We start from the raw sequence: 14,578 nt of genomic DNA on the forward strand, positions 1-14,578 counted from the left end.
GCGCAGAGTGCCGACCTTCGACGGATGGAGTCGCCGTGGCGTCCGACCGACCGAGAATTCCGCCGCTGCCGCTGGTACGGGCCGTCGAATCGGTGCGCGCCGCCCTGGCCTTCGCGTTCCGCAAGCTGGTGCCCGGGCACCTCGCGCTGATGGAACTGATCGCCGCCGGATGGATCACGCAGGCCATCCATGCCGCCGCGGCGCTCGGCGTGGCCGACGCACTCGCGGCGGGGCCGCGGTCGGGCGCGGACCTGGCAGCGGCGGTCGGCGCCGACGAGGACGCGCTGCGGCGGTTGCTGCGCCTGCTGATCAGCCACGGCATCTTCACCCAACGGCGCGACGGACGGTACGCGCTGACGCCGATGGCGCGAGCCCTGTGCCGCGACTCGGACGTGTCGTTGCGCGACGCGGTGTTGTTCTTCGGTTCGCCCGGGCACCGCAACCACTGGTCGCACTTGGTCGACGCCGTGCGCACCGGCGAACCGGTCGGCGTGAAGCTCGACGGGATGCCGTTCTTCGAATACGTCCAGCACGACCGGGAACTCGGCGTGCTGTTCGACCGCGCGATGACCAGCATCGGCACCCTGTCGATGGAGCCGCTGTTCGCCGCCTACGATTTCGGCCGCTACGCGACCGTGGTCGATGTCGGCGGCGGCGAAGGGACGATGCTCACCGAGATCCTGCGCCGCGCACCACGATCGCGTGGCATTCTGTTCGACGTGCCCGAAGTGGTGGCCGCGGCCCCCGCTCGGCTCGCTGCGCTCGGTCTCGCCGATCGCTGCGCGGTGGAGAGCGGATCCTTCTTCGACAGCGTCCCCAGGGGCGGCGACGCCTACATTCTCAAGCACATCCTGCACGACTGGGCCGAACCGGACGCCGGTCGCATCCTCCGCACGGTACGCGCGGCCATGGAACCCGACGCCCGGTTGCTGATCGTCGAACTGGTCGTCCCCGAACACACCGCACCGCACCCGAGCAAGTACATCGACTTGGAGATGCTGGTCAACGCGGGCGGACGGGAACGCACCGAGGCCGAGTACCGCGACTTCCTCGCCCGGAACGGATTCACGCTGATCCGGCGCGTACCGACGGCTTCCCCGGACAACGTGCTCGAGGCCAGGCCGAGCTGATGAAAAAAACCTCCTCGCCGAACGCGTTGCCGATCGGCGGCGCTACGACGTCGCCGGGACGACGAACGCCAGCGTGGCGATCCCCACGGCGCCGTCGGACACACAGGTGGCCCGCATCGGCTTGCCGACCGGCGTCTGCCGCGACTCGAAGCCGCTGTAGTAGCCGAACACCGGCCCGGACCGCTCCGACGGCAGGAAGAAACCGAGGCATTCGGCTTCCAGCACCGACGCTCCCTCACCGCTGTGGCACAAGGCAGCCGCGTCCGTGACGCCACGGTCGACATAGCAGCCCGCGGGCTCCGCTGCGGCGGAGCCGGCTCCGACCCAGGCGAGGCCACCCGCGAGGAACAACAGAACGGTTCCCGCGCCCACTCGCCGCATCATGGCGTGCACCGCAATACCTCCTCGGCAGATCTCAGCCCTACCCGGTCGTTGCCGTGCCTTTCCACTATTTCAGCAGAATCGAACGGAACGGTCGAGCACGACACCGCCGCACGACCACTGTTTTTCCAGGGTGGATATCGATCCCATCAGGCGAGGCCGTGGCGTCCCCGCGCGGGAGTTCCCCGGTCCGGCGTCGAGACCGCTAGGCTACGAACAGCATTGGCTGGTTCGGTGAGGATGTGATTCGGCCGTGGAATGGACCTTCACTCCGGACGAGTTCGCCCATATCTGGCGCGAGACCGACCTGGATCGCCACCCCTACCCGCTGCGCATCCTGGAGACGCCCAGAACCGAGGACGACGCCGAGAAGTTGCGCATCGCCCTCACCGAGCGGCTGCCGCTGGGCTCCGACCCCGACCTGTCGGCCTGTCTGCGCATTCTGGCCAGGCCGCATACCAGGATCGTTGCGATCGGCGGTACCCACCAGCCGGGCGGCGAACTGCGGTTGCTGGCCGCCGCCATCTACGATCGCGCCGTGCTCGCGGTGCAGGAACCCGGCGCGATTCCGGATTTCGGTGGCCGCGTGCGCATTTCGATCGGCCACAGCGCCAAACTGGGCCGGCGGATCGCGGCGCTGCTGCCGAAGACCCCCGCGGGCCGCGAACCCGCTCGCGTCGCGTCCGGGGCCGCCGTGCGCGACCGAGAGACCGTGACCGCGCGGCAGCAAGCAGCGCCGCGGATTCGCAAGTTGCTGCTGGAGCCGCATACCGCCGAGGGCCACATCAGGATCGAATCGCGGCTCGATCGACCGGCCCAGCCCCCGCCGATCCATTACACCTGGATCGATGTGCGCGACGACGGAAGATACCTGATCAAAGCGGGCGACGAGGTGCGCATCGCGCCCGCCTCCGCCGATCAGATCGCGACCCAATTGCAAAAGCGCATACCGATATAGCCCACTTTCGTGACGGCTGCCGCCGACTATTGCTGACCCGGCGCTGGGCTTCCGGTTAGTCTGGGGCGGACCGACCGATCTCAGGGGTGAGCGATGACGATCGATACCAGCCGAGCCGATATCGCCCGATTCAAGGAGGCCGCGCAGGCCGGGACCGTCCAGTTCGATCCGGCGGCGGCTCGGCAGTGCGCCGAAATGTACGAACGGCAGGCCGATCGGCTGATCCACCTACAGCAGAGTCTCGAATCCGCCGCGGATCTAGGCGGTTTCGGTGGATTCGTCTCCGCCCAGCAGTTGCAGGCGGGATTCAGCCACAAAGCGCGTGACGCGGCGGCGCTGCTCGACCACTACATCGAAGCGGCCTACCGCATGAAGGAAGCGTTCTTGATCAGCGGAGGACTGTTCGAAGAGGCCGACGCCGCGAGCGCCGCCGCCCTGCGCGCGGTCCGGACGAGGTTGCCCCGATGACCGGTTCCGATCCCACCTACATCAACTCGATGGAGCATTTCGAGTCGATGCGGCACGACGAGATCTACGCGAAGACACAGCAGATCGATCCCGCGCAGGTGCTGCACGCGTCGACCATCTGGCTCGACGCCGCGGGCGCGCTCACCACATCGTTCCCACTCACCCACAGCGGCGTGGATCGCGTGATGGACGCGGCGGACTGGAAAGGCGCCGCCGCCGACGCCGCTCAGGCTTGCGCACGCAGCATCGCGGCGTCGGCCGACGAGCTGGCCGCGGTGCTCGGTCAAGTGGGCGCCCGCCTCGGCGGGGTCGCCGCGGCCGCCGAGGCGGTGAAACTCGCGGTGGCGCCGCCCGGCGCTGCGGGACCGGTCGGCGCGATCGCGCAGTTGCTGGAGGCGGCGCACGTCATCGACGCGCAAATGGCACAGGAGGCGCTGCGCCAAGAGGCCGTACTCGCGATGAACATGGTCTACAAACCCGCCTATTCCACGGCGGGATCCGCGGTGCCCGCGCTGCCCGCACCACCCGCCGCCACGGCGCCGTCCGCGCCGCAGGCGGTCTCCCCCGGCACGCCGCGACACTCGGCGCCCGAGCAGACATCGCCGAACAACCAATGGTCGCCGGGGACAACGCAACCCGCGCCCGCCACACCGGAATCGCCAGCGCCGTCGCATAATTCGACACCGCCCACGCCGAAGCCGGATCCGCAGCAGACGCCTTCGGCGCCGCCCACCCAGCAGGCTCCGCCGCCGCAGCAAGCGCCGTCCACGCAGACGCCGCAGCCCACGCCGACACCCGAGCCGACACAGCAGGCGCCGTCCACGACCGCGCCGCCGAGTCCCGCTCCGTCGCCACAGACTCCGACGCCCACGCAACCGCCCAGTTCGTCGGCCCCTCCCCCGCCGACTACCGAACCGACGCAACCGCCGAGTTCGTCCGCGCCACCTCTGCCACCGAGCCCACCGAGCCCGCCACCCCCACCTCCGGCCCCGGAACCGACGCAGCCGCCGAGTTCGTCCGCGCCGCCGCCCGCAACCCCGGCCCCAGCCCCTGCGCAGCCGCCGAGCCCGCCGCAGGCACCGCCACCGGCACCGGCTCCCGTTCCAGCCGTACCGATGCCCGATCCGAACGGCCAGCCAGGCGTCACCGGGCCGGTGGACGGCAGCCAGCAGCAGATTCCGACGACCAACCAACCTGGCGTCGTCCCGTCCTGAGGGCCCGTCACCGGACTCTCCGCAACACGAGCCACTCCCCGGCACATCGGCAACCGTCGACAGCGCTCCTTGTGGCGGTCAGGTACCTCGACCGCCACAAGGCACCACGGTCACTCGTCCGGATCTGCCCGAGCCGCAGAGCGGCACCCGACTCGGCTCACAGCGGCTCCCACGACGAGATCACGGTCCCAGCCGACGCCGGATATCGTTCGCCCGGACCATCAGAGGTGCGCGCGGCGGATGCCCGGTGCATCGCTAGGTCACGCGCATCGGTTCGAGCACCGCGAACCGAGACCAAGTCGCGCCCAGGGATCGGGTGCCGTTCTGATCGGCACCGCTGCCCGCGACCGTCGGCCCTCGACATGGCACGGCTCGTGGGGCCGCTCCTGGCCTCTCGGTCGTACCGGTGGCCTATCGAACGACCCTTGATCAGACCTTCACGAGGTCGTCGGCGTGGATGACGGGGCGCTGCATCGTGTCGGGGAGTTCGGCGGTGGAGCGGCCGAGCATGCCCGCCAGTTCGGTGCTGTCGTATTCGACGACGCCCCGGGCGACAACGCGAGTGTCCGGAGCCACCAGATCGACCACGTCGCCGCCGTAGAAGCGGCCACGGACGCCCACGATCCCGGCCGCAAGCAGCGACCTGCGGCGGTGCGCCACCGCTTGGACCGCGCCGTCATCGATGAGCAGCGTGCCGCGGCTGTCCGCGGCGTGCCGGACCCAGAACTTGCGGGCGGACAACCGCACCGGCCGCGCGGCGAACGCGGTGCCGACGGTGCCGGTGGACAACGCGGTGGCCGCCGATGAAGCGGCGGCGAGCAGAACCGGCACGCCCGCGTCCGCGGCCAGTCGCGCCGCCGACAACTTGGACGCCATGCCGCCGGTGCCGAGCGCGCCGCCGCTGCCCGCGATGACGCCGTCCAGGTCGGCACTGCTGCGCACCTCGGGAATCAGCGTGGCCGCACCCTTGCGCGGGTCACCGTCGTAGAGGCCCGCCACGTCCGACAGCAGCACGAGGGCGTCGGCGCCGACGAGGTGGGCGACCAGCGCGGCGAGCCGGTCGTTGTCGCCGAAACGGATCTCCTCCGTCGCGACCGTGTCGTTCTCGTTCACCACCGCCACCGCGCCCAGCGAGCGCAGGCGATCGAGGGTGCGCTGCGCGTTGCGGTGGTGCTCACGCCGGGAAAAGTCGTCGGCGCTCAGCAGCACCTGCCCGACCGTGCGGTCGTAGCGGGCGAACGACGTGCCCCAGGCGTGCGCCAGGGCCAGCTGCCCGACGCTCGCCGCGGCCTGCTTGGTCGCCAGGTCACGCGGACGGCTGGTCAAGCCCAGCGGCGCGATGCCGGCGCCGATGGCGCCCGAGGATACGACCACCACATCGGATCCGGCGCGCATCCGCGCCTCCACCGCGTCGGCCAGCCGATCCAGCCGCGCGGTATCCAGGCCGCCCTTCAAGCTGGTCAGCGCGGACGAACCGATCTTCACCACGACCCGGCGCGCCGCCGCGATCGCCAACCGCGCCTCGCTCAGGCCCGATGAATCCGCCTCGGCGCTGATAGACCTCACCTGCATCGCCACCGAACTCCCTGCACCACAATCGAATCCACGATAGTCGGGACCCAGCCGCGAACGATCGAGTCCGCCGGACACGGCGCCAACCGGGGGCGCACGGCGACTCGACCGTGGTCCACGTCCTACTCCTCGTCTTCCTGTACCAGACCGCGTCGCACCCGAGACGCGTGCTTGCGCTCGGCCGCGCTGACTCGGTCGGTTTGCTCCAGCCGGATGTCGGTGCCGCGCCCGGTGGGCACCATGTCGATGCCCGCCGAGATCTGCGGCTCCCAGTCGAACGTCACGTCGCCGATGGTCACCGGCGCTCCCGGCTCCGCGCCCAGCCGCACCAGCTCGTCTTCCACGCCCAGGCGCGCCAGACGGTCGGCCAGATAGCCGACGGCCTCGTCGTTGTCGAATTGGGTCTGCCGCACCCAGCGCTCCGGCCGGGTACCGCGCACGATGAAGCCGCCCGGCTCCTCGGGGTCGGCGAGCACGCTGAATCCGGTCTCGTCGACCGCGATCGGGCGGATGACCGGGCGCTTCGGCGCTGCCTGCGGATGCTCCTCGCGGTAGCGGCGCACCAGATCCGCGAGGGCGAAGGTCAACGGACGCAGGCCCACGTGGCTCACGGCGGAGATCTCGAACACCGGCCAGCCGCGTTCGGTGAACTCCGCGGTCACCATCTCGGCCAGTTCGGCCGCGTCGGGTACATCGATCTTGTTCAAGATCACCACGCGTGGGCGGTCGGCCAGATCGCCTAGCCCGGCGTCCGCGCTCAGCGCCGGCTGGTAGGCGGCGAGTTCGGCTTCGAGCGCGTCGACATCGGACACGGGGTCGCGGCCCGGCTCCAGCGTGGCACAGTCCACCACATGGGCGAGCACCGCGCAGCGCTCCAGGTGCCGCAGGAAGTCCAGCCCGAGTCCGCGGCCCTCGCTCGCGCCCGGGATCAGTCCGGGCACATCGGCGATCGTGAAGGTGGTCTCACCGCTGGCGACGACGCCGAGATTGGGTACCAGCGTGGTGAACGGATAGTCGGCGATCTTCGGCTTGGCCGCCGAGAGCACCGAGACCAGCGAGGACTTGCCCGCCGAAGGGAAGCCGACGAGCCCGACGTCGGCGACCGACTTCAGTTCGAGCACCAAGTCGAGTTCTTCGCCGTCCTCGCCGAGCAGCGCGAAACCCGGCGCTTTGCGGGCCTTCGACGCCAGCGAGGCGTTGCCGAGTCCGCCGCGGCCGCCGCGGGCGACGATGAAGCGGTTGCCGGTGCCGACCAGGTCGACGAGCACTTTGCCGTCGTCGTCGAGCACCACGGTGCCGTCGGGCACCTTCAGCACCAGGTCGACGCCCTGCTTGCCGTCGCGGTTGCCGCCTTCGCCCGGCTTGCCGTTGCCCGCCTTCGCGTGCGGGTGGAAGTGGAAGTCCAGCAGGGTGTGCACGTTGGAGTCGACCTCGAGGATGACGTCTCCGCCGTTGCCGCCGTTACCGCCGTCCGGCCCGCCGAGCGGCTTGAACTTCTCGCGGTGCACCGAGGCGCATCCGTGGCCGCCTTTACCCGCACGCACATGCAGTACGACACGGTCGATGAACTTGGACATACGCCGAATCATCCTCCTTCGGGACTGGTCGTACTGAGGGCTGCTCGTTCGCGAACACGAAAAACGGGCCAGGGTTCCGAGACCCTGACCCGCTCGCTGTATATCCGGAAGTGGTTCGGCGGTCAGGCCTGAACCGGCTCCGGGGTCACGATGTTGACGGTCTTGCGTCCACGCTTGGTGCCGAACTCCACCGCGCCCGCCGCCAGGGCGAACAGGGTGTCGTCACCGCCACGGCCGACGTTCACGCCGGGGTGGAAGTGGGTGCCGCGCTGACGCACCAGGATCTCGCCCGCCTTGACCGACTGGCCGCCGAAGCGCTTGACGCCGAGTCGCTGGGCGTTGGAATCGCGTCCGTTCCGGGAGCTGGACGCACCCTTCTTGTGTGCCATAGCTGGTTCTCCTCGGGATGTCTTACTTGATGCCGGTGACCTTCAGGACCGTCAGCGGCTGACGGTGTCCCTGGCGCTTGTGGTAGCCGGTCTTGTTCTTGAACTTGTGGATGCGGATCTTCGGGCCCTTGGTCTGCTCGACCACCTCGGCGGCCACGGACACCTTGGCCAGCTTGTCGGCGTCGGTGGTCAGCTCGGCGCCATCGACGACGAGAACCGGATCCAGCGCCACGGCGGTACCCGGCGCACCCTCGATCTTCTCGACCTTCACCAGGTCACCGACCGCGACCTTGTACTGCTTTCCGCCGGTCTTGACGATCGCGTACGTTGCCATCGGTCGGCTGCCCTTCTTCCTATAGTGCTCGGCACTCGTTCACGCGGCGACACCTCCGGTCTGAATCCACCGGAAACCGCCACACGACTGGTCTGGTAATCGCCACCGCCTCGGCACCTGGTGGCTCTCGGTATCGAACTGTCGAGAACCGGGCCACGAAGACAAAACATGTTGTCACCGGGCAGCGACTGTCCAAGATTACAGGACGGCTACCGCGACGACCAAACCGGCGTTCACCCGCGCACCGCGGCCCTGCCGCGCGTTCGCTGCCGGAACGCCCGTGGCCCCCGACCGGAAGGACCGGCGGGGGCCACGTGGCGTAGGCGAGAACTCAGTTCGCGGCGTCCGGCGCGCCCGCCGGGCGGCCGACCGACCGCCTGCGCGGCCGGTTGCGCTGCGGCACCTCGACCGGCTCCGGCTGGGAGTAGTCGACCGCGGGCGCGGGCGCCTGGTCTCCGGTGGGCAGCACGAACACCGCACCGGAGCTGTCCGCGGCGGGCGCGGCGGCCGAACGGGCAACCCTCCGGCGACGAGCCGGACGGCTCGGGCCCGGCTCGGCCACCCCGTTGGCGGCGGCACCGTTCTCGGTCGTCGCGACGGGCTCGGCGGCCGCGACGGTATCGGCGACCGGCTCCGGCTCGGCGACCGGAGCAGACGCCTCGACCGGCTCCGGCGCGGCATCCGAGACGGACGCACCGACGGGCTCGGAGGCGGGCTCTTTCGCCGGTACCGACTCGGCCTCTTCGACCTGCTCGACGACCTCGACCACTTCGGCGGGCTCGGTCTCCGGCTCCTCGGCGGGCACCGCCACCGCGGCCTCGACGGTCCCCGTGACGACGCGCTCTTCGGCGGCCTCGGCCGTGTCCGCGACCTGCGGCTCGGCGAACGTGTCCGCGGTCGCTTCCGGCGCATCCTCGGACTGGTGCGCGGCCATCGCAAGCGCCACCGGATGCGCCCGTTTGACGGCCGCGTCGTCCTCGGTGTGCTCGGCCGCGGGACCGGACCCGTTGGCAGGCTGAGGAGCCGCCGCGGCACCCTTGTCCCGGCCACGACGCCTGCGCGAACCGCTCTCGCGGGTGCGCGCGGCGGGCTCTTCACCGGAGCCGGGCTCCACCGGGTAGCTGTGCACGAGGATGCCGCGTCCGTGGCAGTGCTCGCAGGTGGTGGAGAACGCCTCGACCAGGCCGGTGCCCAGCTTCTTGCGGGTCATCTGGACCAGGCCCAGCGAGGTGACCTCGGAGACCTGGTGGCGGGTGCGGTCCCGGCCCAGCGCCTCGGTCAGGCGGCGCAGCACCAGATCGCGGTTGGACTCCAGCACCATGTCGATGAAGTCGACGACGATCATGCCGCCGATGTCGCGCAGCCGCATCTGGCGCACGATCTCCTCGGCCGCCTCCAGGTTGTTCCTGGTGACCGTCTCCTCCAGGTTGCTGCCGCCCGCGCCGGTGAACTTGCCGGTGTTCACGTCGATCACCGTCATGGCCTCGGTGCGGTCGATCACCAGGGTGCCGCCCGACGGCAGCCACACCTTGCGATCGAGCGCCTTGGCCAGCTGTTCGTCGATCCGGTAGGTCTCGAACACGTCGACGCCGTTGTTCTCGTGCCGGGAGACCCTGGCGAGCAGGTCCGGCGCGACGGTGCCGATGTACTTCTCCACCGTGCTCCAGGCCCGGTCGCCCTCGATGACCAGCCTCGAGAAGTCCTCGTTGAACAGGTCGCGGATGACCTTGACCAACAGGTCGGGCTCTTCGTAGAGCGTCTTGGGCGCGTTGCCGTCCTTGCCGGTCTGCTGCTGGATGGTCCGCCAGGTCGCCTGGAGCCGCTCCACGTCGCGGGCCAGTTCGGTCTCACTGACGCCTTCGGAGGCAGTGCGGATGATGACACCGGCGTCGGCGGGCACGATGTCGCGCAGGATCTCCTTGAGGCGCTTGCGCTCGGTGTCCGGCAGCTTGCGGCTGATCCCGGTGGAGGTGCCGCCGGGCACGTACACCAGGAAGCGCCCGGCCAGGCTGATCTGCGTGGTCAGCCGGGCGCCCTTGTGGCCGACGGGGTCCTTGCTCACCTGGACCAGCACCTGGTCGCCCGGCTTGAGCGCCTGCTCGATCTTGCGCTCCTTGCCGCCGAGCCCGGCGGCCTCCCAGTTGACCTCACCGGCGTACAGCACGCCGTTGCGGCCGCGGCCGATGTCGACGAACGCGGCCTCCATGCTGGGCAGCACGTTCTGCACCCTGCCCAGGTAGACGTTGCCCACCATGGACGCGGAACCTGTGCTCGTCACGAAGTGCTCGACCAGGACGTTGTCCTCGAGCACGGCCACCTGCGTCGCGGTGGGGTGATCCGGGAACGACTTCTCGCGCACGACCATCACGCGGTCCACCGCTTCGCGCCGGGCCAGGAACTCCGACTCGGTCAGGATCGGCGGGCGGCGACGGCCCGCCTCGCGCCCGTCGCGACGGCGCTGCCGCTTGGCTTCCAGCCGGGTGGAGCCGGTGATGCCCTGAACCTCGTCGACCGTTACGCGGCCGCGGCTCTTGTTGCGCGGCTCGCGCTCGTGCACGACCGTGTTCGGCGGATCGTCGTCGGCGGGCTCGTTCTCGCCCGAGTCACCGGCCACCTTGCGCCGACGGCGGCGACGGCGACGGCGGCTCGAGCCTTCCGGCACGCCGTCCTCGTCCTCACCCTCGCCCTCGGCGGTCTCGGCGGACTCCGCCGCCTCGGTGGCTTCGGCGGACTCGGCGGCTGCGGGAGCCGACTCGTCGTCGGTCTCGGTGTCCTCGCCCTCGCCGTCGCCATCGGACTGCTGCTCGCCCCGGCCGCGACCGCGCCCCCGGCGGCCACGGCGACGGCGTCGCGGCTGGCCTTCGGCGTCGACGTGCTGATCGGACGACTCGCGCTCGTCCTCGGTGTCCTCGGTCTCGTCCTCGACGGGCTCGGGAGCCTGCTCGTCGGTGCGGCGGGCCGCACGCTCGGCGCGGCGCTGCTTGCGCGCCTCCTCGGCGGAGGCGGCGTCCGGCGACAGGAACAGCGGCGCCTGCACGACGGCGGCGGACTCGAACACCGCAGGAGCCACCGGCTCCGGTTCCGGCCGCACCGAGTGCGTGAACAGCTGCGTGTGGTTGGCTGGGGCGGTGAGCGGCGGCTGCGCGGTGGACACCGTGTCCGGCGCGGAGAAGATGACGCCCGCACCGGAGAACGGAACGTCACCGGCGGGTGCCGGCGGTTGCGTGGCAGGCGCGGGTCGTTCGGCCGCGGGCCTCGGCTGTTCCGGAGCCGGTTGCCCGGCCACGGACGGCCGAGTGGGCGCGCGTTCCTCCGGCTGCGCCGGTACGGGGGCTTCTCCCTGCCCGGCGGCGGGCTGCTCGGCCGCGGCGTCCGCCTCGACCGTCCCCAAGGCGTCGCGCACGGACTCCGCGACGGCTCGGTCGACGTTCGACTGGGCGCTGCGCGCGTCCGCCCCCATCTCGGTGAGCTTGGCCAGGATGCGCTTGCTCGTTACCCCCAGCAGCTTGGCGAGTGCGTGAACTCGGATTCGCTCCGGCAATTGTTCGGCATCCTGTGATGTTGTTTCCAGCGGCTCTTGATCGGCCACGAAGTCTCCTCGGGCCCCCGGGCGCGTCCCTCCCGGCGGGAGTGACGCGGCCGACGCGGGGGCGCTGTCCGTTCGACTCGCACCCGGTGGGCGCGAGATCAAGTGGTCTCGCCCCGCGTGCCCGGTTATCTCCTCGGTTGTGCGTCGGTCGGGCTAACTGGTCACGCGGCGCCTGGCTGTATGGCTGAACTCCGCGGCGCGAGCGCTCATCCAGCGTGCCTACACGAACAGCGGGCCTGGTGACCAGGCCGTTTGTCCATGGCAGCGATGATCGGCATCGAACCGTGGTGTCATCCGGCTGCCCTCGTCACGTTTCGTTCGAGCACCTGCACGAACAGTCGGCGTCGAAAGCAGCCGATGCCAGTATCCCATACCGCGCGCCGGGCGTTCGCCATCGGCGCTCGACTCGGTCCCGCCCGCGGCGCGAACGCGGGTCTCGCGGCGGCGCGGGCACGACGATCGAGACTCGGTCAGGCGGGCAGTTCGGGGAACCAGAGGGCGATCTCCCGCTTGGCCGATTCGGGTGAATCGGAGCCGTGGACCAGGTTCTCCTGGGTCTCCAGAGCGAAGTCCCCGCGAATGCTGCCGGGCACGGCCTTCTCGACCGGGTCGGTGCCGCCCGCGATCTGGCGGAACGCGGCGATGGCGCGCGGGCCCTCCAAGATGGCCGCGACGACCGGGCCCGAGGTGATGAACTCGATCAGGGACCCGAAGAACGGCTTCTCGGCGTGCTCGGCGTAGTGGCCCTTGGCCAGTTCCTCGGACACGTGCTTCAGCTCGAGGGCGGCGATCTTCAGGCCCTTGCGCTCGATCCGTGCCAGCACCTCGCCGACAAGGCCACGGGCCACACCGTCCGGCTTGATGAGTACCAACGTCTGCTCAGTCACGGCGCACAGCCTATCCGGCACACTTCCGGGCACCGCACCAGCGGTCGGGCTGATCGGCTTCCCGGGCGCTCGGCAGGGAGACTTCCGCCGGAAAAAGTGCGACCGGCAGCGTCCTGGGCGGCCCTGCGGCTACGACCGCTGGATGCGCTGGCTCGGCAGCAGCCCTTTCTCCATCCGGCCGCGCACGTCGGCGCGCAGCACCAGGATGAAGCCCCAGACCACGGCGAACACCACACCGATGACGCCGATGGACATGTGGATGAACGCGCCGAGCAGCACCAGGACCTGCAACCCGAGGTTGAACGGCAGCGCCCAGGACCGCCGCTGCAACCCGGCCCCGAGGAACATCACCACCGCGAGCACCACGAGATAGGTGCCGGACAACCAGGTCACGCCGCCGCCGACGTCGGCAACCACCGGCAACGCGAGCAACACCACGATCGCCTCGAGCACCAGCGTGCCCGCCATCACCCCGCGGAAGCCCTTCCACGGGTCGGTCGCGGGCGCGGGCACCGACTGCTCGTCTCGTTCGGCCGGTTCGCTCATGCTGTGCCCTCCTCGGCATCCGCCGGGCTCGTGACCGGCGCTCATGCGGTGGTTCTCGGTCCCGCGATGGTCGAGTGGGCCGGGGTTCACGCACCTGGCGCTCACGCCGGGTCCTTTCCGAACAGCGCGCGAGCCGCGCCCGCCGTGACGACCGATCCCGTGATGATCACTCCCGCGCCGGAGACCATCTCGCCCGCGTCGCCCACTTCTTCGGCGATCGCGATCGCGGTCTCCAGCGCGTCGGGCAGGGTGGCGGCGGAAACCACGCGCTCGTCGCCGAACCGCTGGACCGCGAGGTCGGCGAGGGTCTCCACGTCCAGCGCGCGGGGCGACCCGTTGCTGGTGACGACGATCTCGTCGAGCACCGGCTCCAGCGCGGTGAGGATGCCCTCGGCGTCCTTGTCACCGAGCACCGCGACCACGCCGACCAACTTGCGGAAGTCGAATTCGTCGGTCAGCGCCGCGGCCAGCGCCCGCGCGCCCGCCGGATTGTGCGCGGCGTCGATGAAGATGGTGGGCGCGCTGCGCATCCGCTCCATCCGCCCGGGACTGGTGACGCTCGCGAAGCCCGCGCGCACGGCGTCGATGTCGAGCCTGCGCTGCGCGCCCGCACCGAAGAAAGCCTCCACCGCCGCGAGCGCGAGCACCGCGTTGCGCGCTTGATGCTCGCCGTGCAACGGCAGGAAGATCTCGTCGTACACCCCGCCCAGGCCCTGCAACTCGAGTTGCTGCCCGCCCACCGCGATCTGCCGGGCGAGCACGCGGAACTCCGAGCCCTCGCGCGCGACCGCGGCGTCCACCTCGACGGCGCGGCGCAGCAGCACCTCCATCGCCTCGGGTTCCTGCTGCGCGATCACCGCGACGTTGTCGCGCGGCACCAGGCTCTCCGGGGCGCGCTTGATGATCCCGGCCTTCTCCCCCGCGATCGAGGCCAGGTCCGGACCCAGGTAATCGGTGTGGTCCAAGCCGATCGGCGTGATCACCGCCACCTGCCCGTCGATGACGTTGGTGGCGTCCCAGGTGCCGCCCATTCCCGTCTCGACGACCGCGACATCGACCGGCGCCTCGGCGAAGGCGGCGTAGGCCATGCCGGTGAGCACCTCGAACTTGCTCATCGCGGGCCCGCCCGCGGCCGCCGACTGCTTGTCGATCATCTCGACGAAGGGCAGCAGTTCGCGATAGATCTCCACATACCTCGCCGGGGTGATCGGCGCGTTGTCGATGCTGATCCGCTCGGTGGCCAGCTGCAGATGCGGACTGGTGATCCGGCCGGTGCGCCGATGCAGTGCGGTGAGCAGCGCGTCGATCATCCTGGTCACCGAGGTCTTGCCGTTGGTGCCCGCGATGTGGATCGCCGGGTAGTTCTGCTGCGGCGAGCCGAGCAGGTCCATCAGCGTGCCGATCCTGGTGAGCGACGGCTCGATCTTGGTCTCCGGCCAGCGCTGGTCGAGTTCCGCCTCGACCAGCGCCATCTCGGCCAGTTCCACCGGCGACGGACCGGAGCCGAGCCGCGCTCCGCCGCCACGGCCCTCG

At 70.5% G+C, this 14,578-nt stretch carries 13 protein-coding genes; 4 read left to right on the forward strand and 9 right to left on the reverse strand.

All coding sequences use genetic code 11. The features are described from left to right. Positions 1-35: 35 nt before the first annotated feature. Positions 36-1,130, forward strand: a complete 1,095-nt coding sequence (locus tag ACWEH3_RS15430) for a methyltransferase (protein ID WP_450025369.1) — start codon at positions 36-38, stop codon at positions 1,128-1,130. 42 nt (positions 1,131-1,172) lie between these two features. Here the strand turns inward: ACWEH3_RS15430 and ACWEH3_RS15435 are convergent, their stop codons facing one another. Then, entirely contained in the window at positions 1,173-1,523 is a 351-nt protein-coding gene (locus tag ACWEH3_RS15435) for a hypothetical protein (RefSeq protein WP_450025371.1), read from the reverse strand. Between the two features lie 241 nt (positions 1,524-1,764). Between ACWEH3_RS15435 and ACWEH3_RS15440 the strand changes: the two genes are divergently transcribed. The 3 genes from ACWEH3_RS15440 to ACWEH3_RS15450 all read left to right on the forward strand — a co-directional run bounded on the left by ACWEH3_RS15440 (position 1,765) and on the right by ACWEH3_RS15450 (position 4,151). Beyond that, a complete protein-coding gene (locus ACWEH3_RS15440) occupies positions 1,765-2,469 on the forward strand; it encodes an ESX secretion-associated protein EspG (protein WP_450025373.1) in 705 nt (234 codons plus the stop codon). 93 nt (positions 2,470-2,562) lie between these two features. Next, entirely contained in the window at positions 2,563-2,937 is a 375-nt protein-coding gene (locus ACWEH3_RS15445; protein WP_355072299.1) for a hypothetical protein, read from the forward strand. Continuing rightward, positions 2,934-4,151, forward strand: coding sequence for a hypothetical protein (locus ACWEH3_RS15450; RefSeq protein ID WP_450025375.1), 1,218 nt, complete (start codon positions 2,934-2,936; stop codon positions 4,149-4,151). Before ACWEH3_RS15445 ends, ACWEH3_RS15450 begins: the two co-directional genes overlap by 4 nt. Before the next feature lie 429 nt (positions 4,152-4,580). On the opposite strand, the gene proB is transcribed toward ACWEH3_RS15450, so the two are convergent. The 8 genes from proB to folC form a co-directional block, all read right to left on the reverse strand. Further along, a complete protein-coding gene (proB, locus tag ACWEH3_RS15455; protein ID WP_450025377.1) occupies positions 4,581-5,723 on the reverse strand; it encodes a glutamate 5-kinase in 1,143 nt (380 codons plus the stop codon). A gap of 122 nt (positions 5,724-5,845) precedes the next feature. Next, complete coding sequence (obgE, locus tag ACWEH3_RS15460) at positions 5,846-7,300, reverse strand: GTPase ObgE (protein ID WP_355072291.1); 1,455 nt, start codon at positions 7,298-7,300, stop codon at positions 5,846-5,848. A gap of 122 nt (positions 7,301-7,422) precedes the next feature. Further along, positions 7,423-7,689, reverse strand: coding sequence for a 50S ribosomal protein L27 (rpmA, locus tag ACWEH3_RS15465; RefSeq protein WP_355072289.1), 267 nt, complete (start codon positions 7,687-7,689; stop codon positions 7,423-7,425). A 22-nt stretch (positions 7,690-7,711) separates the two neighbouring features. Beyond that, the gene (rplU, locus tag ACWEH3_RS15470) at positions 7,712-8,023 is read right to left on the reverse strand and encodes a 50S ribosomal protein L21 (protein ID WP_039796660.1); all 312 of its coding nucleotides are present in this window, start codon (positions 8,021-8,023) and stop codon (positions 7,712-7,714) included. 331 nt (positions 8,024-8,354) lie between these two features. Next, complete coding sequence (locus tag ACWEH3_RS15475; protein ID WP_452358337.1) at positions 8,355-11,612, reverse strand: translation initiation factor IF-2 N-terminal domain-containing protein; 3,258 nt, start codon at positions 11,610-11,612, stop codon at positions 8,355-8,357. Between the two features lie 470 nt (positions 11,613-12,082). Beyond that, positions 12,083-12,499, reverse strand: a complete 417-nt coding sequence (gene ndk / locus ACWEH3_RS15480; RefSeq protein WP_039796656.1) for a nucleoside-diphosphate kinase — start codon at positions 12,497-12,499, stop codon at positions 12,083-12,085. Positions 12,500-12,628: 129 nt separating this feature from the next. Continuing rightward, on the reverse strand, positions 12,629-13,045 hold the full coding sequence (locus ACWEH3_RS15485) for a DUF4233 domain-containing protein (protein WP_450018366.1): 417 nt from the start codon (positions 13,043-13,045) through the stop codon (positions 12,629-12,631). 101 nt (positions 13,046-13,146) lie between these two features. After that, on the reverse strand, positions 13,147-14,532 hold the full coding sequence (gene folC, locus ACWEH3_RS15490) for a bifunctional tetrahydrofolate synthase/dihydrofolate synthase (RefSeq protein WP_450018489.1): 1,386 nt from the start codon (positions 14,530-14,532) through the stop codon (positions 13,147-13,149). Positions 14,533-14,578: the final 46 nt, after the last annotated feature.

The sequence above is a fragment of the Nocardia sp. NPDC004718 genome, from assembly GCF_053601535.1.